Genomic DNA, 20,121 nt, shown 5'->3' on the forward strand with positions numbered 1-20,121 from the left:
GTTTTCCCTAAAACTCTCTGGCTAGACAAGGAAAAAACTAAGTTGTGCTTTAGCAACAATGAGTTGGAACATTCCTTATCCAAACCTCAGGTTAAATAGGTGGGTGTCTTTTTAAAAGCTTCTTTTAAAAGCTGTTTTTAAAGTTTCTACTGAGCAGAATTTAATAAGACACCCATTTTAACCTTTAAGGATCACGGGTTTTGTTTGAGCTGCTCGATGCGTTGCTCAAAACTTGGGTGTGTGCTTAACCAACTATGCTGTTCATCGCTTTCCTTGGCGAGTTTTTCGAATATAGAGATCATTGCGTCACTATTACCATACAGCGCCATTAGCTTGTTATGCGCGTACAAATCAGCCTCGAGTTCAGCTTGCTGAGAGTAGTTTTGGTTGATACCTAACATTGCGCCCTGCATCATAAGATCTGAGAGCGCAGAGATGTCACCCAATACGACACTCAAACTGACAAATACGATGGACGAGCTCACAAGAGATTCCATGACGTGATTATGCTCGACATGACCAATCTCGTGGAGTAACACTGCGCTAAGCTCTTGCTGAGTAGATGCCAGTTCGACCATGTTATCGGTGATCACAATGCTACCATCGGCCAATGCCATGGCGTTGGCTTTATCTTTCCACTGCCTAAATTCAAGTTTAAATTCACGTTCACTCGATGCATTGGTGCCAAGCAGTGAGACAAATAAAGCGCGAGTCTCTTGCTGTTTGATTTCACTTAGCTTTGACTCCGAGAATTCCGAGTTATCTAGCTCGTTTAGGCTTCCTTCGTCGATGATTTGGTAGATTTGTTTGGGCAATGAGGCCGAGATCTCTTCAGCGAAGTACGGCACGCCTTTGGTATAAAACTGATAACCACTAAATAAAACGACCACTACTGTGGCCGCTATAATCCAAAGCCACTGCGTTTCTTTAGACTGTTTGACTCTGTTGTGTATCTTTGAGCTCATCTAGTACTTCTCGCATTACATCGATGTTGTATTTTCTCACTATTTTTTGGCTGTTAAATAACTGAGGTAGCTCAATTAAACACACTAAAATTAGCAGAACCCAGCCATAAAAGAGAATAAATACAAGCCCCAATAGCATTAAGGTGAGGTTAATTACACCTCGTGCTGTTTTACCCAGATAAAAGTGATGTAAACCTGCGGCAAAAAAGTAATTGAGTACGGCGTAAGTATCAGGATCTTTTACTAGCTGTTCTTCAAGTTGGTAGTACTGCTTGCGCGCTTCAGGACTTAGCTGAGCAACTTGGTTTCTTAACGATTCTTCTTGTTCTCTTAATGCTATTTCGTCCATGCAAACTCCTAGGATTGGTCACGGTAGGGGGTCTGACTTTACTTCAATACAATCTGGGTCATTACAGCGCTTGATACGACAAAAGCCGATACGCACGCCTTTAAAGAAGCCGTATTTTTCGATTGCTTGATAGGTATATTCAGAGCATGACGGCGTAAAGTTACAACTTATATTGAAGTGGGTTTTTGCTCCACCATTCGCTTGATAGCGGCGAATGGCAGACAGAGCAAAGCGTTTAAGCACGTTTACGACCAAGTGTTAAGATCACGGCTTCACGGCTCCAAAATAGCAGAAAACGTTTGTTTTCGATAACTTGGAAAACAAGCTGCCAGCCATCTTGCGCTTCCATGTTTAAAGTTGCTTCAAGTTTTTTTAACGGTAATCCACTTGAGCCAAGTAACAGTGTGCCGCAGCCACCTTCAACTACATGGATAACTTTATATTCGTCGTATTGGGTCATAATACATCCCTGATTTAATTAGAATAAGTGAGATTTAATTCTATAGTAGCCAAGTAATCGCGACAATAGCGATTTCGTTGTTATTTTTTAATTACAACAAAATTTGATATTACTCATGAATAAAGCAAGATGTAGCCCCGAGTGACCACTCTACAACGGCTTCGGCATGAAGTTTGGTCGTGTCATAAAGAGGGACTTGAGTATGCACTTGTTGAACGAGCAAACCGATTTCTGTGCAACCTAAAATAATCCCTTCAGCCCCTTGTTGATAGAGTGCATCGATGATGTCTAGATAAGTTTGCCTTGAGCTCGCGTTGACTTCACCGCGACATAATTCGTCATAAATTATGTGGTGAACTAAAGCTTGTTGGTCCCCATCAGGTGTTATGACCTCAATGCCGTGAAGATCTTGTAATCGTGCTTTATAAAAGTCTTGCTGCATCGTAAATCTCGTACCTAACAGCGCAATGCGTTTTATGCCGTCATTTTTAAGTCGCTTCGCGGTTGCGTCGGCAATATGCAGTACAGGCAATCCTGACGCTGCGCTAATTTCATCTGAAATTTTATGCATGGTGTTGGTACAGATCACAATGGCATCTGAGCCGGCAAGCTTCAATGAAGTAGCAGCACCTGCCAAAATGGTCGTCATTTTCTGCCAATCACCAGCTGCTTGAAGCTCTGCAATTTCGGCAAAGTCGACGCTATACAAGCAAAGCTTAGCACTGTGTAGTCCGCCAAGCTTTGCTTTAACGGTTTGATTGATAAGCTGGTAGTAGCTTTGTGTTGACTCCCAACTCATACCACCAATTAGCCCAAGTTGTTTCATAGTGATTGCTCGTTATTTGCTGATAATAACGACAATAACGGATCTGGATTGAAACTTGAACCGTCAGCTTAGGGCGAGTTGCCGGTTTTTCTTACTCTTGAGTTTCTTACGCTTTCTTTGCCACCATAAATATAACCCAGTAAAGCCAAGCAATACGGGGGCGAGTCCCATAATGCACCAAATTATTTTACTGGTAAGCCCTGCAAAGTGGCCAAAGTGAAGTTTTCTAAAACTGTCGATTACCCTGTCTACAGTAGAGGCCGTTCGAATATCGTAGGCAAAGGTTTGTATACCAGACTGCGCGTCAAAACTAACCGTTGCTGCATAGTTACTAATGAACGGGTTGGCATCGGCGACGCTACCAAAAATGGTAATGTTGGTTTGCTCTGGCTCAAATGGAAATAGCCAGTAGGTTGGTTTAAGTCCGTTAACCGCACGATGGCTTTGGGTCATCATGGCATCAAAATCTAATGAGTGATTAAACATTGCGTGGCTGACAATATGGTGCTCATCTTCTTGGTGTTCAAAAGCCTCGTGGTAATACTCCACTGCATTAAAGTAAACGCCAGTAATACCGAGCGCGAGCAATACTGGCGCACTCCAAATGCCAATTACCTTATGCAAGTCGCTCATCATGACGAGCTGAGGAGCTTGTCGCCTAAAGCTAAAGAATCGCCGCCAAAAGCGCCGATATATCACTAAACCGGAAACACCGAGCAGGGTAAAAAGTATAGCCACAGCTAAACCGATAACGACACCCATGTGTGGAAAGGTTTTACTCACATCATCGAGTAGTAAGGTGTAATGTAGGTGAAGAATAAAATCGGTAAAGTCGCTGTGAATACCCACAGGCTCGCTTAGCATTTTTCCCGCGTAAGGATCTAGATACGTTTTAAACCATGTGTCTGTGCCATGCTTTAATAAATAGACTCTATCAGCTTCGTAGCCATCATCGAATATTTCCCAGCTACCAATTTCATAATTTGGATGGGTGTCTGCGACATAATTAACGAGCACCTTCATGGGCTGACGTTGGACGCCTTGGTCCTGATAAGTCAATGTTGCTTGCTTTGGAAGTAATAGGCTGTCTATCTCGAATTTAAACACCAACATGCTACCCGTGATTGACATAACGGCGAGCGGCAGTATCGCGATTAATGCCATTGCACTGTGCCATTTAAATAGTGTTTTACGCATTGTTTTCCTTTGAGTTAAAGCTAAATGAGAATGAATAAAGGGATGAATAAACAGGCTGAATTAACAAGGACACCCACCTTAATGCTTGCAGGCGCGTTAAGGTGGGTGTCCGTTTAAATCTTTCTGTCTATGTCCTTCCGTAAATTCTCCTAGATGAGTGACTAAAAGCGGTAGTGAAGACCAACATCGGCTTTGCGCTCTGCCCCCATCCAGCAGTTACTTTCGTCATAGCATGCGCCAACGTAACGCTTGTCACTGAGGTTACTAATGCTAAAGGTGAGCCTGGCTTGCTCGCTGAGTTCATAATCAAAGGCGATGTCAAATAAGGTATAGGATGGCACAGTATCAGAGTTGTATTTGCCAACATAACTCTCGCCAACATACCGAGCACCAACACTTACTTTAAGTGCGTCTAGCAGGCTTGGATAATAGTTCAACCAAAGCGATGCGGTGTTATCTGCAACCCACACTAAGCGTTTCCCCACCAAATCTTGGTCTAATTCATTTTTAGTGACTTTCTGGTCTAGATGCGTGGCATTGAACTGCACATCAACTTGTTCGTTAAAGGTGTGAGAAGCCTCAAGCTCAATACCTTTGGATTGGATTTCACCGGCTTGAGTTTTCGTGACAAAGTCTTTGCTGTTAATGATTTCGTTCTGCTTGGTGAGATCGAATAGCGCAAATGTTAGCTGTGTATCGCGAGATTGATATTTAACGCCAAGTTCCCATTGTTCTGCTTCAGTTGGTTTGAAGGCTTGTTGAGTTACGCTATCTTCTCCTGCAACGGGCTCAAATGACTGACTATAGCTTACGTAAGGTCGCCAACCAGAGTCCAGCTGATAAAGTGCGGCAATCCTCCCGGTGAGTTGGGTGTCATCAATAGTTGATTCCGTTTGCCACTCGGTGCCAGCGTAGTTTTTATCAGCAGTAACATCACTGGTGAAACTGTCGTATCTAAGACCTGCCAAGAGGGTTAGCGCTGATATTGTCACTTCGTCTTGGACGTAAAACGCACGGTTACTCTGTTCAATATCGTGCGCTTCGGTATAGAAGTTAAGTGGCAAAGCGCCTACATCAAAGGCTGCATAATTGGGCGCTGCTAGATTAATGTTTGGTGTGCCTGTCCCGAGTGTATCCCAATACCCTACGGTTGAGCTTAAGGTTTTGTATTCAAAACCCAAGAGTAAGTGATGTGATGAGTTGCCAACCGTAAAGTGAGTAGACAATTGGTTGTCTAAAACATAGCCATGTTGCGTTTCATCGGTTTTATATGCTGCACGGGCAAGTATGGTATCGCTATCTGCAATTAAGTTTTGGTTGTAGGTATTTTGCTGTAGGCCTTCTGCATCGGTGTAACGCCAGTTGGCAAATAAAGCCCAATTGTCGGACAAATTGTGTTCCAACTTTAGCCCTGCCATTAGCGTTGTTCTATCAAAATTAGACCAATTGATATCGCCTGCAAATGCATCGGCATCTAGATAACCGTAACTTGCACGCGTGAGCGTACCAACGCTATGTAAGGGAGTGGACGGTATAGCTTTGGGATCGTCTTGGTAATAAAGCTGTGTAGTTAAAGCCGTATCATGGCTCGGTTGCCAGCGCAGTGATGGTGCAAATACAGTGCGTTCTTCTTCAGTTGTTTTTTGCTGGCCATCACTTGTTCTTGATAGCGCAATGGCACGATAGCTCAGCTCATCGGTGATCACACCTCCATGATCAACGCCGATTTCTTTGAGCGCTCTGCTACCGACTCTCAGGCGGACCTGTGTTTGCTCAGTGCCATTGGCAAGCTTTGCGATTTGATTCACCATGCCACCTGGCGGGGCTGAGCCGTAAAGTACTGACGCTGGGCCTTTTAGCACCTCAATGGTGTCGGTGGCAAAGGCATCAACTTGAGGATATAAATTCCAAAGGTTATTGGATTGCAGTTCTAGGCCATCGTAATAGTTTCGATAAGATTCAAAACCGCGAATAGTGTATTGGTCAAAAATGGTGACCGTGCTGCGGCTTTCTGGTGTGATACCAGAAACATAGCGTAACGCAGCATTGACCGAGTCAGCTTGGCGTAGTTGCAGGGTATCTTGATCTATATGAGAAATAGAAAAGGGCGCGTTGATTGGTGCTAAAGACGACTTTGTTCCGGTACTTTTATATTGGCTGCCCTGAACTTCTATTCTTTCTAACTCATCTTTTTGGTTTTCATTGGCACTTGTGGTTTGAGAAAGCAGTGAGAGGCACACTGCAGCATAGAGCGTGTTAATTTTCATTGTTCTACTACTATGGATAATGAGAGTGATTCTTATTATATATATTTGCACGGTTCAGTTTTGTCTAAGAGTGCACTCGTTGTGAAATTTGTTTGGGAGAAAGAGAAAATAATTGCTTAAAACGACGGCTGAAGTGCGCCTGATTTTTAAATCCGCTATCAATAGCAATTTGATTTAAGGATGCAGAGCTATTAAGTAACTCAAAATAAGCATGAGTGAGCCTAGTGCGGATAAGATATTCACTGGCACTCAGATCAGATGCGGCAAATAGTTTGTGAATATAACGTTTTGACCAGCCTGAATGGTCACATAGCATGTCGATACAAAATGCTTCATCATTTGCATGTGTAGAGATGAGCTGTTTTAACTCCGCTAGCGGCGACGTTGGTAATTGAGTCGGCTGGCAAACACTTAGATGCAGTACAATTTCATCTTCAAGCCATTTTGCCGCTGTTAAATTTAGCGTTGTGGCGGTTAAGGCGCTTTTGAGTAATGTTGTTAGACCAGAGGGAATTGTCAGTGCTTGTCCATGCAAAAGCCGCTTGCCCGTTCGAGATACGAGCCAATTGATTGGAAAGTTGAAGCTAACAGCGAGGTATTGTGTCGGAAGGTGAAACACATGTTTTTGATTTGCTTCAAGATAGATTAGCTGCGTTAGATCAGCACGCTGTAAAGACTGTTCAGTCAACCACCAACCACTTCCTTCAGTGATAAGGATTAAACTACCATAGTTTTCAGGCATCATCGCCGCAGTTTGCGCAGTGCGATGGTAAATAATGCCATCGAGCTTTACTTGCGAGATGCTACTGGAGATGAGTGGTACTTCGTTGTGTAATTCACCGTCAGATACATGGTCATAAAATCCTTGATGTAATAATTGGCTGTAGAGGTCTAGTACAATACTCATTAAAAACAAAAGTGGCGGCTCAAACGAACCACCACTGTACTTGTTTTTTCAATAAACCCCAAACGAAATGAGATTTATTTGTAATAAAGCCAATTAGTAGCTTGCAACAAGCGTTACGCCAGAGAAGCTAGAGTAGCCACGCAATTTGATGTAATAGGTTGCACCTTGACCTGAACTTAAACTACAAGACTCGTTATTACCATTTAAGAACGGACGACAGTCATAGGTTGATGTCGTAGGTGCTGCACCTTTACGAACATACAAGTCTGCATCGCCAGAGCCGCCAGAGCTCGCAACTGTCAAGGTTACATTTGCTGGAACATCAATGGTGTATAGTAACTCTTGGCCAGATGAACCGGCAAGACCACTTACTGGAATGCCATTTTCTAAGCAGTTGCTACCACAGCCACCAGGATCTGATGAGTAAGTGCCAGTGAGCGTTGCATTTGCATACGCAGAGTACCCATTTAGCATCACATACCAATCACCAGCAGTCGGATTAGTGAAATCGCATGATTCATTGTTACCGTTTTTATAAGGGCGACAAGCGTAACTATTCAGCGTTGGCTGTGTGCCTTGCTGTACATACAGGTCGGCATCACCAGTACCACCAGCAAGTGAGAAGTTCAGCGCGCTAGCGCCTGCTGGAACAACCAACTTATAGAAAGTTTGCTGACCAGATGCACCAGATGCACTGACGCCTTGGCCGTTAACTAGCTCTGTGATTGGATCTGGGTCCGGATCCGGATCAGTGCCATCAGCTAGCGTATAAAGTAGCTCGTTAGGTGAACCGCTTTGTGGGTTAGAGACTTTACCTTTTGATGAGCGTTGGCTCAGCAAGCTATCAATTTGTGATGGGCTTAGACTTGGGTTTTCATCCAAATATAGCGCAACAGCACCCGCAACGTGTGGCGCGGCCATCGAAGTACCACTGATGGTGTTGGTTGATGTATCTGAGTTATACCAAGCTGAGGTGATGCTTGAACCCGGTGCATAAATATCTAGACAGTTCCCATAGTTTGAGAAGCTAGAGCGGGCATCGCTGCTTGTGGTTGAACCCACAGTGATTGCATCGGCTGCACGTGCAGGTGAGTAATTACAGGCATTGCTATTGTCATTACCTGCCGCAACAACAAAGCTAACGCCTGAGGCAACTGCGTTATTTACTGCGTCATCAACCGCTTGAGAAACGCCACCACCCAAACTCATGTTAGCAACGGATGGGCCTGATGCATTGTTTTTAACCCAATCGATACCAGAGATAACGCCTGAATATGAACCCGAGCCGTTACAACCCAATACTCTTACCCCAACAATGTTGACGTTTTTTGCTACCCCATATTCACCGCCACCAATTGTGCCCGCAACATGGGTACCATGGCCATTACAGTCTGTTGCATCATTGTCATTATCAACAAAGTCATAACCATGTGATGCACGGTTACCAAATTCATTGTGACTAATGCGAACACCGGTATCGATAACATAGGCCGTTACGCCAGTACCATCAAAATCATAATGGTAGTTTGAGTTTAGCGGTAGATTACGTTGATCGACACGATCTAGACCCCAAGTAGGGTTAGCTTGGTCGCCGCTTGCTGTGATAGCGGGGGTCACTGTAACCATTTGGTCTTGTTCGATATAGTCAATATTAGGGTTATTAAGAAGCCCTTTTAGTTGTTTTGCAGATGCATTAATGACCACACCATTTAGTACACCACCAAATTCTTTTGTAATGCTTACGTTATGTTTGTTTTCTAACGCTTTTGCCTGCTTATTAGCGAAGGCCGCAATTGCTTTGCTGTTTTGAACGTTAAGGACTGAAGGGGTGCTAAATACAACGATGTATTGATCTTTAATTGCTTTGTTTGATTCTACGCTAAGTATTTTAGCGGCTTGTGCGTTGACTGAAGTCAAACCCGCTAATACTGCAAAACTAATAGCACTTAATTTACGCATTTTGTTGTTCCTTGCATGTTGTTTTGTTTAATTGTGTTTACCAATCTCAAGGTTATGAACTTATCTAGCTGCTGTAGACGCGTTATTCACTAAATTTCAACGCTTGGTTGCGTTTGTTTTGTGATAGTGAACAACGCCAACTAAATTAAAATTGCACATAATTTCGACTGGTTACACTAGGATAGAAGTAAAGCTTAAAAAATAAACAAAAAATACAAAAAAAATTTACAATGCGTATTTTAATGCATAGATTAGCTGACCAGATAAGCGAGAGGTTTGCTCCTGCTTTTTATATTTTACCAATAAATACATGTGGTTAATTTTTATTTTAGGGAGAGGTAACACTACAAGGAAAGGGGAATAAATAGGCTGTAAAAATTCCAAATGAGTATAGGGTATGTGATTTTTGTTAATTTATCTTTACATTTAGGTTCGGTTTTTGACTTTTGAATTGTTAACAAGGACAAAACCAACCAAGGTGAAAACCATGCTTATTATTAAACCTGGTTGATACAGCTTTAGCTTCTCTTTGATCCTCATTTTCTATGCCGATTTGTTGAATATCGCGGTTATATAGCAACTTTAAAGCCACTAAACCATCCCAAGTTAAGCCCTTTTTGCAGTAACTGCATCACCATTGCTGTGCCTTGTGCTAAATCATCACTTTGCTCGGCCGCGTATTCACAAACAAAACTAAACGGCAGTGCATTCTTCATGCTTTGTAGACAAGCAAATTCTGCTTCCGTTAACGAGTGATACCCTGTGCGCATATCGCGCTCTCTGGCGAGTATCCAGTAGTTTGGTTTTGTCGACACTTCAGGGACCGGTGTACTGTTCTTTAGCGCTTGCCAGCAGTCAACCGCATTATGTGTAAATCCTAATAAATGAACGCTAGGGTGAAAAGTAAACTGCAAGTTTGGAAATTGTGCTGCTGCAATTTTTTGTAGGTGCACAAGTCCCAATTGAGGCGCATCTTCTGCGTCAAATGCACTGAGTAATGTACGTTCAAATTGTGCGATTTCAGTGAGAATAGGGTAGAGCTTAAATGGCTCAAATTGACTTAAATATTCAGGAAGCGAATCGCCAAACTGGCGCAATGAGGTCGAACGTGAAGGAAAGTGCTGTAGATAGCCCGAGAACATCTCATCAAACAGGGCATCACCCAAATAAAAGCCAAGCATTTCGTGATCTTGTTCTAACACTTTTTTTAATCTGATGTGGTAAGCGTTAGTGTATATTTGCGCACGTTGCGCAACATTCAGGCCACTTTGATATTCAATTTCAGCCATTAATTGGTTGTCATCGCCTTTTAGCATTGTAATAAAGGCGTGTTGCAGCGCGGCGAGATCAGCCATATGTTCTCCAACTGCTAGGGGCTATTCCTTTGGCCAAGTTCAGCTCTTGTAACAATCCCGCGAGCTCAGGAAAGTTATCATCACGCTCAATCATGGTGTTAATGGGAGATCTGTTTTGAGTATATTGTCGATATAAACTCCATACCTCTTCGCAAATTGGTTGGTCGTGCGTATCAACAATATGGGTCCCAAAATCGCTATGGCCGGCCAGGTGGATTTGCGCGACTGCTTGTGTTGGTATGGCGTTTAGGTAAGTTATTGGATCGAATTGGTGATTGCGCGAGCTTACATATACATTATTGATGTCGAGTAATAACTGGCATCCGGTACGCTGGTGTAATTCGCTCAAAAACGCCCACTCTGTCAGCTCAGATTGTTTGTAGTTTAAATAACTTGAGACATTTTCAAAGATCATTGGACGCTCAAGGTAATCTTGTACTTGATTGATTCTTGCGGTGAGATGTATCAGCGCTTCTTCAGTGTAGGGAAGTGGCAATAAATCATGGCTATTAAATTCGCCTAAGCTGCTAAAGCAGAGGTGATCTGACACCCATTCGGGTTCAACCCGTGCGATGGTGCGTTTAAGTTGCGCAAGGTAATTCATATCTAGGGGCGAAGTACTGCCTATCGACATCGATACTCCGTGCATCACAATGGGGTAGTGCTCTTTAATCTGCGAGAGGTAATACCAAGGCTTGCCGCCGTCGACAAAGTAATTCTCAGAGATAATCTCAAACCAATCTACATGTGGCTGAGTGTCGATAATAGCGTCAAAATAACACGTGCGTAGGCCAAGACCAAAGCCCAGAAAGGGTACTGACATAATTGCGCTCTTTTAATGCATTGTGCGTGTTTATCTATTGCAATAATAATCTTGATAGATAAACACGCGCCGAGGTTAAAGCTTATTAGCTTTTCACTTTGCCACCAATGTCAGCACAGGCCTTTGCTGGCATGCTGACAAATCCAGTCCCTTTGCAAGAAGCGTGTCCCGCACAAGCATTACTTGCGGTTTTACAATCGTTATGGCCTCCGCAAACGTTGACATCGTGGCAGTGCACAAGGTCGGCCTTTGCGACACTGCCAACCCAAGTGTCTTTTTGATTGCCACCGACATCACTACACGCTTTGCTCGGCATGGCAACAAAGCCAGTGCCTTTGCAAGAAGCTTGTCCTGAGCAGGCATTACTCGCTGTTTTACAATCGTTATGTCCACCACAAACATTGACATCATAACAATGCACTAAATCTGTTTCAGCTGTCGCAGCTTGTGCGCTTGTAGAATTGTTCTCTGTGCTATTACAACCGACCAAACCCGCTACCATCATCGCCATTGCAGCGCCCGTTAATGCTTTCATGTTTTTAATCCTCTTCGTTATCTATTAACGTGCTTAGCTTCGGCCAAGGGGCTGCTTATCTTTCAAGTTTGTTTTTGCAGCAGTTTGATTGCCATTTATACAAGGCAGAGCCAGCGTAGCATAGTTGTTCTATGTAAGTCTGGCGATAACACAGTAGAAATGCCAATCAAGCGCTGCCCTTCGGGTTCACCTGAGTGTGCTTCGTTCTTTGTTGCTCAACTTTAGCTTAGCCCACTATGCGGCAAGTCGAGCGCCGCGATCAAAACTCACTCAGGAGAACAAAAATCAAACAGCAAAGGTAAGCAGCCCCTGGGATTATCGAAACGCAGTCACGTTATAAAAGACCTAGTAACCGCAAGATCCATTTCAGTGTAGAAGAAAAAATGAGGGATAAAGTTAAATCTTACGAAAATAGGAAGGCGTTAATCCCGTCCATCGCTTAAATGCACGGCGAAAATTAGTGATGTCGCTAAACTGTAAAGCGGTTGCAATTTGTTCATTGGAATAGCCTTGCTCAGTCACATAAAACATGGCTTGTTGACGATGCAGTCTGTCTTTTTCGTTAATAAAAGTAGTCTGATGCAGCTTGAGTTTGCGTTTAAAAGTTGCAGCGCTCATGCCCATCATTTCGGCGATTTGCTCACTATGATATTTAGGATATTTTAACTGTAAGCGGTGCAGCTGGGCGAGAAATCCACGCTGTGGTGAGGGCAAGGCTTTTAACTGCCGAGCCACTAAATAAGGAAAAGTGCCAATTTGTTGCTGAGCTAAAGCTTGGTTACTCATTACAACGGCAAAATCACTGTGATCAAAGCTGTAAGCTAGGTGTATATGGCTCAGGTATTGCGCGACTTGTTTTGGCTTTGTATACGGAAACTGCAATGTTAATGTGGTTTCTGGGCTGCGCCACTTAAGGTAGCCACAACAAAGGCTTGCCATTGCTTCGCATAAAAATCGCGTGACCGCAGGCTTACCTTCTGCAATGGCGGGTGAAAACAGTAAATGGCAGCTTGTTTCTGTCTGGAGTTTTCTAATGTGGTAAAAAGGCAGTATATCCAAACCTTTAAGCAGTAGAACTTTGAGCAATTGTTGTATGTTGTGGCAATTAAATAACAGCTCGGCATGGTGACTGATTAGCGTATTAAGTAGGTATTGGCCGTAAATAAAACTGACTTCCTGACAGCTCGCCTGACTGACAAGGTTGCTTACTATTGTTTCAAACTGCTCATAACTAATGAAGGTTGGGTTAGCGTGCAGATCGGTATAAAACAACTTACTGCCTTTCAAAATGACGTCTGCATGTACACCGCGCTGGGAAGCCAACTCCACTAAAGGGAGTGCAAAATAGCGACTCGCAAGCTGTTTTGTTTGACACTCAAAGTAGGACATTAAGCCGCAGCTACCTTGGCCTGATTCAGCTCGTTCACAAGCGCTGCTATCAGAGATTCAAATTCACAGTGTTTGTCATTAACTTCGATACAGCTCCATCTCACTGCACTATATTGCGGCTGGTTTTCACCATCATCATAGTTGGCATGGCGAGCGATAAATTCGGCCGCACGATTGGCAAAAGCTTGGGCTTGAACATGGTTGGTTTGTGGGTGAACGACCACAAATTTATCTGCCGCAAAACGACATAGCAGATCACTCTCTCGCATGCTTAAAGAGAGCATATCGGCAATATCGCGTAGTAACTGATTACTTTTTTGCATACCATGCTGGCGAGCGTAAGCGGCAAAATCACATATATCGAATAGCGTTAAGCAAAATGGGCTATTGCCATTGGCAAGGCGAGATTGTTCGTGGCGAACTTGATTTTGCATATACTCTACGCTGTAGAGGCCGGTGACAAAGTCGGTCATGCTGTGGTCACGATAAAAGCGCTCTTTTTTCATTAAGGTTTGATTGAATATGCTTTGTTCTTTATACCAGTAATAGGCTGAAATACTCATCAGCACCATGCCAAAGCAAGCAGGGATCGCTTCAAAACTGGTTAAATAATGGGGCGTGAACACCACCATCTCATCTAAAAAATCCCACAGCATAGAAACATACATGGCACTCAACCCTGCAAACAGTAGGTTAGTGACGAGTCCTTTTGGTCGAGTGAGCAAGGTCACCGCTATCCAAATCAGTGTCATCAGCGTGAGGCCACCTTCACCAACGCTATCGAGCCAATTGACGTCCGACAGTGGTCGCAATACAGAGGTATAGGCCGTGATGGTAATGGCAACCAGTGTAAGTACCACCAGTAGCAACCACCGCGATTGATGCAGTAAAAAAGGCTGAAGTTTCATGTTTGTCGTCTAGTCAAAATGTAGAGCGATATAGTAAAAACTTGCGCTTGGTGCTGATAGGGTCAATTTAGCTCAATAAAGGCGATGTTTTTATGACAAAAACCGCAATACTTTTGCATTACAACAGCTAGCAAACCGATTGTTATTCAGAGTTCAGGTTAAATATCGTTGCCAAAATTCTAAGGGTTGGGGGGTCATATCGGCTCAAATTTACGCGTTCGGCTGGCATAAACGCCCTGTTATAGGCTGCAGCGCACTCAAGTGAAATAAAAGCGTCACGTTTTCGCATTAGGGTAGCCGCGACGTTTTAGCGGGGCGCTAAAATTCTACTCAACCTGTGCGAGCAAATAATGAAAAAAAATCTACCGACTAGCTTTACACTTTCTGCCGTTGCGATGATCTGCGCTGGACTGACGTTAAGCTCAGCTGCAAATGCTAACACCCTAACAGGGCAAGTCAGTTCCGTATCGAAAAAGAGCCACTTTCAAGGGGCTAAAGTGGTGATCAAAGAATTAGACAGAACCCTTATCTCTGAGCGAGATGGTCGCTTTACCGCAACGAATGTCCCAGCGGGTAATTATACGCTTGAGATAAGTTATCTTGGCGCTGAAACCGTGACTAAAAGCATCACAATTACTGATAACCAAGTCACCGATGTTCAAGTACAGCTTGGTTCTCAAACGGGCCAAATGGACGATATTATTGTTGTAGGGCAAAGAGCTGGACAAGCAGGTGCATTAAACCGACAAAAAAATGCTCTGTCACTTAAGTCGATCGTCAGCGCGGATTCCATCGGTCAGTTGCCGGATCAAAACGCAGCAGAAGCACTGCAACGTCTGCCTGGACTTTCTATTCAACGAGATCAAGGTGAAGGCCGTTTTGTGGCAATTCGTGGGATCGACCCAAATCTAAACAACGTCACCATCAATGGTGCAAATGTACCTTCTCCTGAAGCCGGCGTGCGCTCGGTGGCGATGGATGTCATCCCAAGTGAGTTAGTGCAAAGCCTAGAGGTGAGCAAAACGGTTACACCGGATATGGACGCATCGGCTGTAGGCGGTAGCATCGAAGTAAAAAGCCTCAGTGCTTTTGACCGAGAAGGGCAGAGCTACAGCGTGACATTACAAGCGTCACACAATGAACAGGTGAGCGAGACCAGTCCAAAGGCGTCGTTTAGCTTCACCGATATTTATGCCGCAGGCAAAGAGTTGGAAGTTGGGGTTGCAACGGCGGTATCTTGGTTTGAGCGTGAGTTTGGTTCTCATAATATGGAAACCGATGGCGGCTGGATGGAACTAGAAATGGACGATGTGAACTCAGAAGAAGAAGTGAGCTTTTTTGGTGCTGAGGAAATGGAGCAGCGCCACTATCGTATTACGAGAGAGCGTTTAGGGGCGGCACTGAATCTTGATGTGCATCACAAAGGGTTTAACAAATACTACTTACGCACGCTCTACAGCAAGTTTTCTGACGATGAATTTCGTCAACGCAATGAGTACAAGTTTGACAAAGGCGATGTATTTGCCGATGAGCTAAGTCAAAATGCGGCCTATTTCTCAGGTGCAGAAATGGATAGAGATACCAAAGACAGATATGAAGAGCAAAGCATTTTATCTGTGGTTTTGGGCGGCGAAAACTTAGTGCAGGATTGGTTTATTGAATACAGCATTGGCTACTCGAAATCAGATGAAAGCGAGCCAAATCGCTTGGATACCTCATTTGCTGGAGAAGACTTTGCGCTAGGGTATGTACTGGATGGTAAGACACCCACGCTTGCAGCGGATGAAGCTTCTCAGCAGCTTAGCAATTTTGAAATCGATGAAATTGTCTGGGAGAACAACCTAAGTGAAGATGAAAATACTAGCTTTAGACTGGACTTAACTAAAGACTTCACTTTACTTGGTCACAATGCGCAAATTAAATTTGGTGGTAAATATGCCGACCGTGAAAAGTTTAACCGCGTTGACGCCAAGCTATATGACGGCGGCTTTGATGATCTAACGGCGAAAGACTTTGCCGCCAATGAGCCTGAGTATGAGCTTGGGGCCTTTGGTCCGGGTTTAAGTCGCGGCCAGATCCGCGACTACTTCTACAGTAATCGCAGTGCCCTTGAGCTAAACCAGCTTGAAACTGACATTGAAACACAAGGTCGCTCATACACCAGTGAAGAAACCGTCACCGCGCTCTACGCCATGCTGACGGTCGACATTGATAAACTCAATGTTATTGCAGGCTTTAGATACGAAGACACAGATTATGCAACGAGTGGTAATCGTGTTGAACTCATTAATGATGAAGTGAATGACGTTGAGCGCGTCGAGATCAACCAATGGCAAGTTGAAGATAGCTACGACCATTTATTACCAAATTTAACATTACGCTATGAAATCAGCGATAAGCTGATCACCCGTTTTGCCTATACACAAACTCTTGCGCGTCCAAGCTTTGAAGATGCAGCAGCATTTCAAATCATAGAAACAGAGACCACAGAAGATGATGGCGAAATTGAAATTGAGCGTAAAGCCGAAGTCGGAAACCCAGACTTAGACCCATACAAGTCAACAAACTATGACTTCTCGGTAGAATATTACCCCGGTGCGATTGGCGTGTTATCTGCGGGCGTTTTTCACAAAAACATCGATAATTTTATTGCCAAAGCCGAGGTGCAAGATAACGGTCAGTGGCAAGGCTATAAAGAAGTTATTCAAAGTGTTAATGGCGGCGCCGCTGAACTAACAGGGGTAGAACTTGCGTACACGAAGAACTTTAAAAATGGTTTGATGCTCTCAGCTAATGGTACATTTATTGATGCTGATGACAATCTACCAAACCAATCCGACACCGTGGGCAACCTAATGTTTGGTTATGAAAATAGCCAAATAAGCGCAAGGTTGAGTGCGTCGTACAAGAGCAAAAGCTTTTTGTTTGAAGAGAACAAGCAGCGCGTTTTCCAAGACGACCATCTGCAACTCGATTTAAGCATGAAGTACTTTTATACCGAGCAAACTCAGCTGTATTTCAACGCGATCAATTTAACCGACGAGCCGATGAGTATTTATCAAGGCGACACTCGTTACAACTACCAATACGAAACCTATGGGCGTTCATTTGAGCTTGGAGTAACGGTAACGTCTTTCTAAGAGAGAAGTAGAGGTGGGTGTCCTTGTAAAAGCAAAAAGATGTATTGAAAGGAAGGATGTATTAAAAGGACACCCACCGTATCGAGCTAGGGTCTTAGGTATAGGATGTATTAAAAGGACATCCACCTTATTTATATGCAGGAGGATGCAGTGGTAACACTGTGTCGGTAACAATGAAAATAACATCAATAGCATTACTATTCGCGCTTAGTAGCACAGCGCAAGCCGCAGAAAATATTAACTTTCTGGCCTTTGGTGATGGCGGCTATCACCCAGATTATCCAAAAACGAAGCACATTAAATCGCCTAAAAATAAGGCCGAGTTTATTGCTGCTGAAAAGGCGGATTGGTTAGAAGAGCATCGCCCGCTCGAAGAGTTTAATCATGCGCCTATCTATGTTTATCCGGGAACCGAAACCGCAACGGAGGAAACCGGTGCGTTGGTGGTTGGACAGGCAATGGCCTCTTTGTGTGAGAAAAAGCCATGCGACTTTGCTATTCAGCTTGGTGATAATATCTATCCTGATGGAGCGGCGGCTAACGATGGCAAGGACGACCAAAAGCGTATGGATGACTTGATTTTAGGGCCGCTAAAGCCGCTCCTTATTCAAAACCCAGAGTTGGTCGTGTACTCAGCATTAGGCAACCACGATTGGAAGACGTCTCGTCGCGGCGTGAAATTACAGACCGAGTGGATGGCTAAGCAAGCTAATTTTCACATGGATGGCAAAGGTTATTACAGCTACACCTTTGGTGAGACAGGCAATAATGTCGAGTTTTTTGTACTTGATACCAATATGTTGCTCTCTGGCCAGCATTATTACGAAATTCCACTAAAACCGGACGGTAGTGAACAGGGACTGGCGAGTGCACTGGCAAGCGGACAAGCTGAAGTAGAAGACATTGAGAAGCACGAGCAACCTGTAAATGGGGAAGATCACAGGCAATTGGCCTGGCTTGCAAATGGGCTTAAAAACTCAACCGCAAAATGGAAAATTGTATATGGACACCATGTACTTTGGTCTATTGGTGGCACCAAATATGACGAAGCTCATGTATTACGCCGCTTAATCTTACCCGAACTATGTGAGTACGCAGATGCATATATTGCAGGCCATGAGCATGATTTGGAGCTGTTAACGGACGACTGCTCGCGTGTACTTCCCGGAAACACAAAGCCTAAGTTACCACTTATTATCAGCGGCGCCGCATCAAAAATGCGTGGCACGCATACACCGCTTGCTAACTATCAAGAAAAGCGTTACCCAGAGTACGAGCTAGTCTGGAATAAAGCTTTTACTTGGGGCTTTGCGCATATCGAATTAGACAACCAAAAAGACATGTTAAATGTGTCGTTTTACTCAACGCCAAACGATTTAAGCGGTCAGCTGGTGCCAGAGCAAAGCTTTAGCTTCGCTCACCGCAGTAAGTAACGGATCAGCAGGCGATAAACATGCGGTTTTAAGCATTAAAAAAGGGTGAAATACAGATTAAATGTAATGCTGTGTAATTGATAACTTCCGTTTTGATGAACTAGATTTAACAGGAGTTTTACATCTTAAGGAAAGCATCATGCTACCGTCATCAATTACACGCACTAAACTTCAACTACTTGGAATATCATTATTGCTTGCTACAAGTACATTGGCTGCGCCAAGTGCGCTTGCTTACTCGAATGATACTTCTTGTAAACCGAATAACGATTGGTTTGGCAGCCCTGTGCCAAATCCTCCTGAAGGTGCAAATAGTCCGTTTGCATTTAAAGATGGTAAAGATCTTTCGACAAACTGCGATTTTCATCAGTGGTCGTGGAATAAGTTTCTCTATTTAACGCAGCCTGACAAGCGTGCTCCTGGTGGCTTGTTGATGTTTGGTTCTGGGTTTTGGCAGGTTGATAATGCGCTAAAACCTTATTTTGCCCCTTGGAATGATTTATTAAATCCAACTGGACTTCGCCCCGCAAATGTGTTGATCCTTGAAGATATAAATCAAGCTGGATCAGATGGCGTTATTTACAGCAAGTTTGGTGGGACGCCCGTACATTATTCGATCCACGTTAACGATACTTATATGAAGTCAGCAACCTCCCACCCTAAAGCAGATAGCAAAGCTGAATTTGCTGTGGGGTCGGTTGAGTTAAAGGTTGCTTGGATGGATGTCAAAGCGCTGCAGCAAGTCTATCCAAAGCTTGATTTAGCTGAGCATTTTTATATTCGTAAAGCGGTTTACCAAAAAGACAATAAATATAGCGGTACGGGAGAAGTGGCGCTCGTTGGCATGCATGTTGTCGGTGTGGTTGAAAATCACCCAGAGTTTATTTGGGCGACGTTCGAGCATAAATTGAGTGCACCAGATTACTATAGCTCTGAGGGAAAGTTTAAGAAAAGCACGGCTTACTTACAGCAAGATAAAGTAGTGAGTAACAGTCATGATCTGCTATTTTATCGGGGCGGAACAGAAGTGCAAAATGCACATTTAACGTATCCAGCTTCTGAAACTACGACCAACACGTTTCGGTTATATCAATACGGCGTGCCAAACGGCAATCCATATATAGCTGGTAATAACCCTGAGCTGGTGGGGAGTCAGACACAACAAGCTCAAGATGAAACTAACTTCAATAATATTACTGAACTAAATAGCTTAGTGAATGTAAAACTGGAACAAAAGAATCCCGTTTGGAGTAACTACTTTTACGCCGGATCAATCTGGCTGAGCACGCAAGATTACGATTTTGCAAATGGCATTAGTGGCGATATTGTGGGTAAGGGAGCCAACGAGGCGTTACGCGGCTCATTGGCGGTTGCCAATATTACTATGGAAACTTATACCCAAACTTCCATCGATAGTGATGTAACAGGCAGTGAGCCACAAATTAAGTCGTCTAACTGCTTTAGTTGCCATGGTATAAGTGCAGGTAAATCAACGATGCAAGTAAGCCATATTTACAACAACTATTTAAAGTTAATGCAAAAGAGTCAGTAAATCAGGTTTCCTGAATGCGCTCAGGCTCATAATAGTAAGCCACCGATTTTTGCGGT

Annotated in this window: 17 protein-coding genes and 1 pseudogene; 4 read left to right on the plus strand and 14 right to left on the minus strand. The window is 43.7% G+C overall.

What is annotated here, in order from left to right:
* Window positions 1–191: 191 nt before the first annotated feature.
* From MHN32_RS17280 to MHN32_RS17335, 12 genes are all read right to left on the minus strand, one after another.
* Window positions 192–965: a M48 family metallopeptidase gene (locus tag MHN32_RS17280; RefSeq protein ID WP_010603667.1), complete on the minus strand. Its 774-nt coding sequence runs from the start codon at window positions 963–965 to the stop codon at window positions 192–194.
* Complete coding sequence (locus tag MHN32_RS17285; RefSeq protein WP_010603666.1) at window positions 928–1,314, minus strand: membrane protein; 387 nt, start codon at window positions 1,312–1,314, stop codon at window positions 928–930. Before MHN32_RS17285 ends, MHN32_RS17280 begins: the two co-directional genes overlap by 38 nt.
* An 18-nt stretch (window positions 1,315–1,332) precedes the next feature.
* Window positions 1,333–1,557, minus strand: coding sequence for a membrane protein insertion efficiency factor YidD (gene yidD, locus MHN32_RS17290; RefSeq protein ID WP_095727766.1), 225 nt, complete (start codon window positions 1,555–1,557; stop codon window positions 1,333–1,335).
* Window positions 1,550–1,774 carry a DUF4177 domain-containing protein gene (locus tag MHN32_RS17295; protein WP_010603664.1) on the minus strand — a complete coding sequence of 75 codons (225 nt, stop codon included), beginning with the start codon at window positions 1,772–1,774 and terminating at the stop codon, window positions 1,550–1,552. The genes yidD and MHN32_RS17295 overlap by 8 nt, the downstream gene beginning before the upstream one ends.
* A gap of 109 nt (window positions 1,775–1,883) precedes the next feature.
* A complete protein-coding gene (locus MHN32_RS17300) occupies window positions 1,884–2,600 on the minus strand; it encodes an aspartate/glutamate racemase family protein (protein WP_239422393.1) in 717 nt (238 codons plus the stop codon).
* Window positions 2,601–2,663: 63 nt separating this feature from the next.
* Window positions 2,664–3,797, minus strand: a complete 1,134-nt coding sequence (locus tag MHN32_RS17305; protein ID WP_174169482.1) for a PepSY-associated TM helix domain-containing protein — start codon at window positions 3,795–3,797, stop codon at window positions 2,664–2,666.
* Between the two features lie 161 nt (window positions 3,798–3,958).
* A complete protein-coding gene (locus MHN32_RS17310; protein WP_174169481.1) occupies window positions 3,959–6,064 on the minus strand; it encodes a TonB-dependent siderophore receptor in 2,106 nt (701 codons plus the stop codon).
* A gap of 64 nt (window positions 6,065–6,128) precedes the next feature.
* Window positions 6,129–6,971 carry a response regulator transcription factor gene (locus MHN32_RS17315; RefSeq protein WP_174169480.1) on the minus strand — a complete coding sequence of 281 codons (843 nt, stop codon included), beginning with the start codon at window positions 6,969–6,971 and terminating at the stop codon, window positions 6,129–6,131.
* A gap of 93 nt (window positions 6,972–7,064) precedes the next feature.
* Window positions 7,065–8,930 carry a S8 family serine peptidase gene (locus tag MHN32_RS17320; protein WP_010603659.1) on the minus strand — a complete coding sequence of 622 codons (1,866 nt, stop codon included), beginning with the start codon at window positions 8,928–8,930 and terminating at the stop codon, window positions 7,065–7,067.
* A gap of 569 nt (window positions 8,931–9,499) precedes the next feature.
* Window positions 9,500–10,285: a DNA-binding domain-containing protein gene (locus MHN32_RS17325; RefSeq protein ID WP_174169479.1), complete on the minus strand. Its 786-nt coding sequence runs from the start codon at window positions 10,283–10,285 to the stop codon at window positions 9,500–9,502.
* Window positions 10,278–11,108: a DUF692 domain-containing protein gene (locus MHN32_RS17330; protein ID WP_174169478.1), complete on the minus strand. Its 831-nt coding sequence runs from the start codon at window positions 11,106–11,108 to the stop codon at window positions 10,278–10,280. The genes MHN32_RS17325 and MHN32_RS17330 overlap by 8 nt, the downstream gene beginning before the upstream one ends.
* Window positions 11,109–11,193: 85 nt before the next feature.
* A complete protein-coding gene (locus tag MHN32_RS17335) occupies window positions 11,194–11,643 on the minus strand; it encodes a hypothetical protein (protein WP_174169477.1) in 450 nt (149 codons plus the stop codon).
* Window positions 11,644–11,802: 159 nt separating this feature from the next.
* On the opposite strand from MHN32_RS17335, the pseudogene MHN32_RS17340 reads away from it, so the two are divergent.
* Window positions 11,803–12,018: pseudogene (locus MHN32_RS17340) on the plus strand (hypothetical protein).
* A 21-nt stretch (window positions 12,019–12,039) separates the two neighbouring features.
* Here the strand turns inward: MHN32_RS17340 and MHN32_RS17345 are convergent.
* On the minus strand, window positions 12,040–13,032 hold the full coding sequence (locus tag MHN32_RS17345) for a helix-turn-helix domain-containing protein (RefSeq protein ID WP_174169476.1): 993 nt from the start codon (window positions 13,030–13,032) through the stop codon (window positions 12,040–12,042).
* Window positions 13,032–13,940, minus strand: a complete 909-nt coding sequence (locus tag MHN32_RS17350) for a diguanylate cyclase (RefSeq protein ID WP_174169475.1) — start codon at window positions 13,938–13,940, stop codon at window positions 13,032–13,034. Before MHN32_RS17350 ends, MHN32_RS17345 begins: the two co-directional genes overlap by 1 nt.
* A 350-nt stretch (window positions 13,941–14,290) precedes the next feature.
* Between MHN32_RS17350 and MHN32_RS17355 the strand changes: the two genes are divergently transcribed.
* The 3 genes from MHN32_RS17355 (at window position 14,291) to MHN32_RS17365 (ending at window position 20,065) form a co-directional block, all read left to right on the plus strand.
* Window positions 14,291–17,080 (plus strand): TonB-dependent receptor, encoded by a 2,790-nt coding sequence (locus MHN32_RS17355; RefSeq protein ID WP_239422394.1) that lies wholly within the window; start codon window positions 14,291–14,293, stop codon window positions 17,078–17,080.
* 173 nt (window positions 17,081–17,253) lie between these two features.
* On the plus strand, window positions 17,254–18,513 hold the full coding sequence (locus MHN32_RS17360; protein WP_174169473.1) for a metallophosphoesterase: 1,260 nt from the start codon (window positions 17,254–17,256) through the stop codon (window positions 18,511–18,513).
* A gap of 139 nt (window positions 18,514–18,652) precedes the next feature.
* On the plus strand, window positions 18,653–20,065 hold the full coding sequence (locus tag MHN32_RS17365; protein ID WP_174169472.1) for a hypothetical protein: 1,413 nt from the start codon (window positions 18,653–18,655) through the stop codon (window positions 20,063–20,065).
* Window positions 20,066–20,121: the final 56 nt, after the last annotated feature.

The sequence above is a fragment of the Pseudoalteromonas sp. Of11M-6 genome, assembly GCF_022347905.1.
GTDB lineage: Bacteria > Pseudomonadota > Gammaproteobacteria > Enterobacterales > Alteromonadaceae > Pseudoalteromonas.

What these genes read in the sequence shown, in the direction of transcription:
- MHN32_RS17280 (WP_010603667.1), bottom strand. Translation starts at nt 965, where the DNA reads ATGAGCTCAAAGATACACAACAGAGTCAAACAGTCTAAAGAAACGCAG.
- MHN32_RS17285 (WP_010603666.1), bottom strand. Translation starts at nt 1,314, where the DNA reads ATGGACGAAATAGCATTAAGAGAACAAGAAGAATCGTTAAGAAACCAA.
- MHN32_RS17295 (WP_010603664.1), bottom strand. Translation starts at nt 1,774, where the DNA reads ATGACCCAATACGACGAATATAAAGTTATCCATGTAGTTGAAGGTGGC.
- MHN32_RS17300 (WP_239422393.1), bottom strand. Translation starts at nt 2,600, where the DNA reads ATGAAACAACTTGGGCTAATTGGTGGTATGAGTTGGGAGTCAACACAA.
- MHN32_RS17305 (WP_174169482.1), bottom strand. Translation starts at nt 3,797, where the DNA reads ATGCGTAAAACACTATTTAAATGGCACAGTGCAATGGCATTAATCGCG.
- MHN32_RS17310 (WP_174169481.1), bottom strand. Translation starts at nt 6,064, where the DNA reads ATGAAAATTAACACGCTCTATGCTGCAGTGTGCCTCTCACTGCTTTCT.
- MHN32_RS17315 (WP_174169480.1), bottom strand. Translation starts at nt 6,971, where the DNA reads ATGAGTATTGTACTAGACCTCTACAGCCAATTATTACATCAAGGATTT.
- MHN32_RS17320 (WP_010603659.1), bottom strand. Translation starts at nt 8,930, where the DNA reads ATGCGTAAATTAAGTGCTATTAGTTTTGCAGTATTAGCGGGTTTGACT.
- MHN32_RS17325 (WP_174169479.1), bottom strand. Translation starts at nt 10,285, where the DNA reads ATGGCTGATCTCGCCGCGCTGCAACACGCCTTTATTACAATGCTAAAA.
- MHN32_RS17330 (WP_174169478.1), bottom strand. Translation starts at nt 11,108, where the DNA reads ATGTCAGTACCCTTTCTGGGCTTTGGTCTTGGCCTACGCACGTGTTAT.
- MHN32_RS17335 (WP_174169477.1), bottom strand. Translation starts at nt 11,643, where the DNA reads ATGAAAGCATTAACGGGCGCTGCAATGGCGATGATGGTAGCGGGTTTG.
- MHN32_RS17345 (WP_174169476.1), bottom strand. Translation starts at nt 13,032, where the DNA reads ATGTCCTACTTTGAGTGTCAAACAAAACAGCTTGCGAGTCGCTATTTT.
- MHN32_RS17350 (WP_174169475.1), bottom strand. Translation starts at nt 13,940, where the DNA reads ATGAAACTTCAGCCTTTTTTACTGCATCAATCGCGGTGGTTGCTACTG.
- MHN32_RS17355 (WP_239422394.1), top strand. Translation starts at nt 14,291, where the DNA reads ATGAAAAAAAATCTACCGACTAGCTTTACACTTTCTGCCGTTGCGATG.
- MHN32_RS17360 (WP_174169473.1), top strand. Translation starts at nt 17,254, where the DNA reads ATGAAAATAACATCAATAGCATTACTATTCGCGCTTAGTAGCACAGCG.
- MHN32_RS17365 (WP_174169472.1), top strand. Translation starts at nt 18,653, where the DNA reads ATGCTACCGTCATCAATTACACGCACTAAACTTCAACTACTTGGAATA.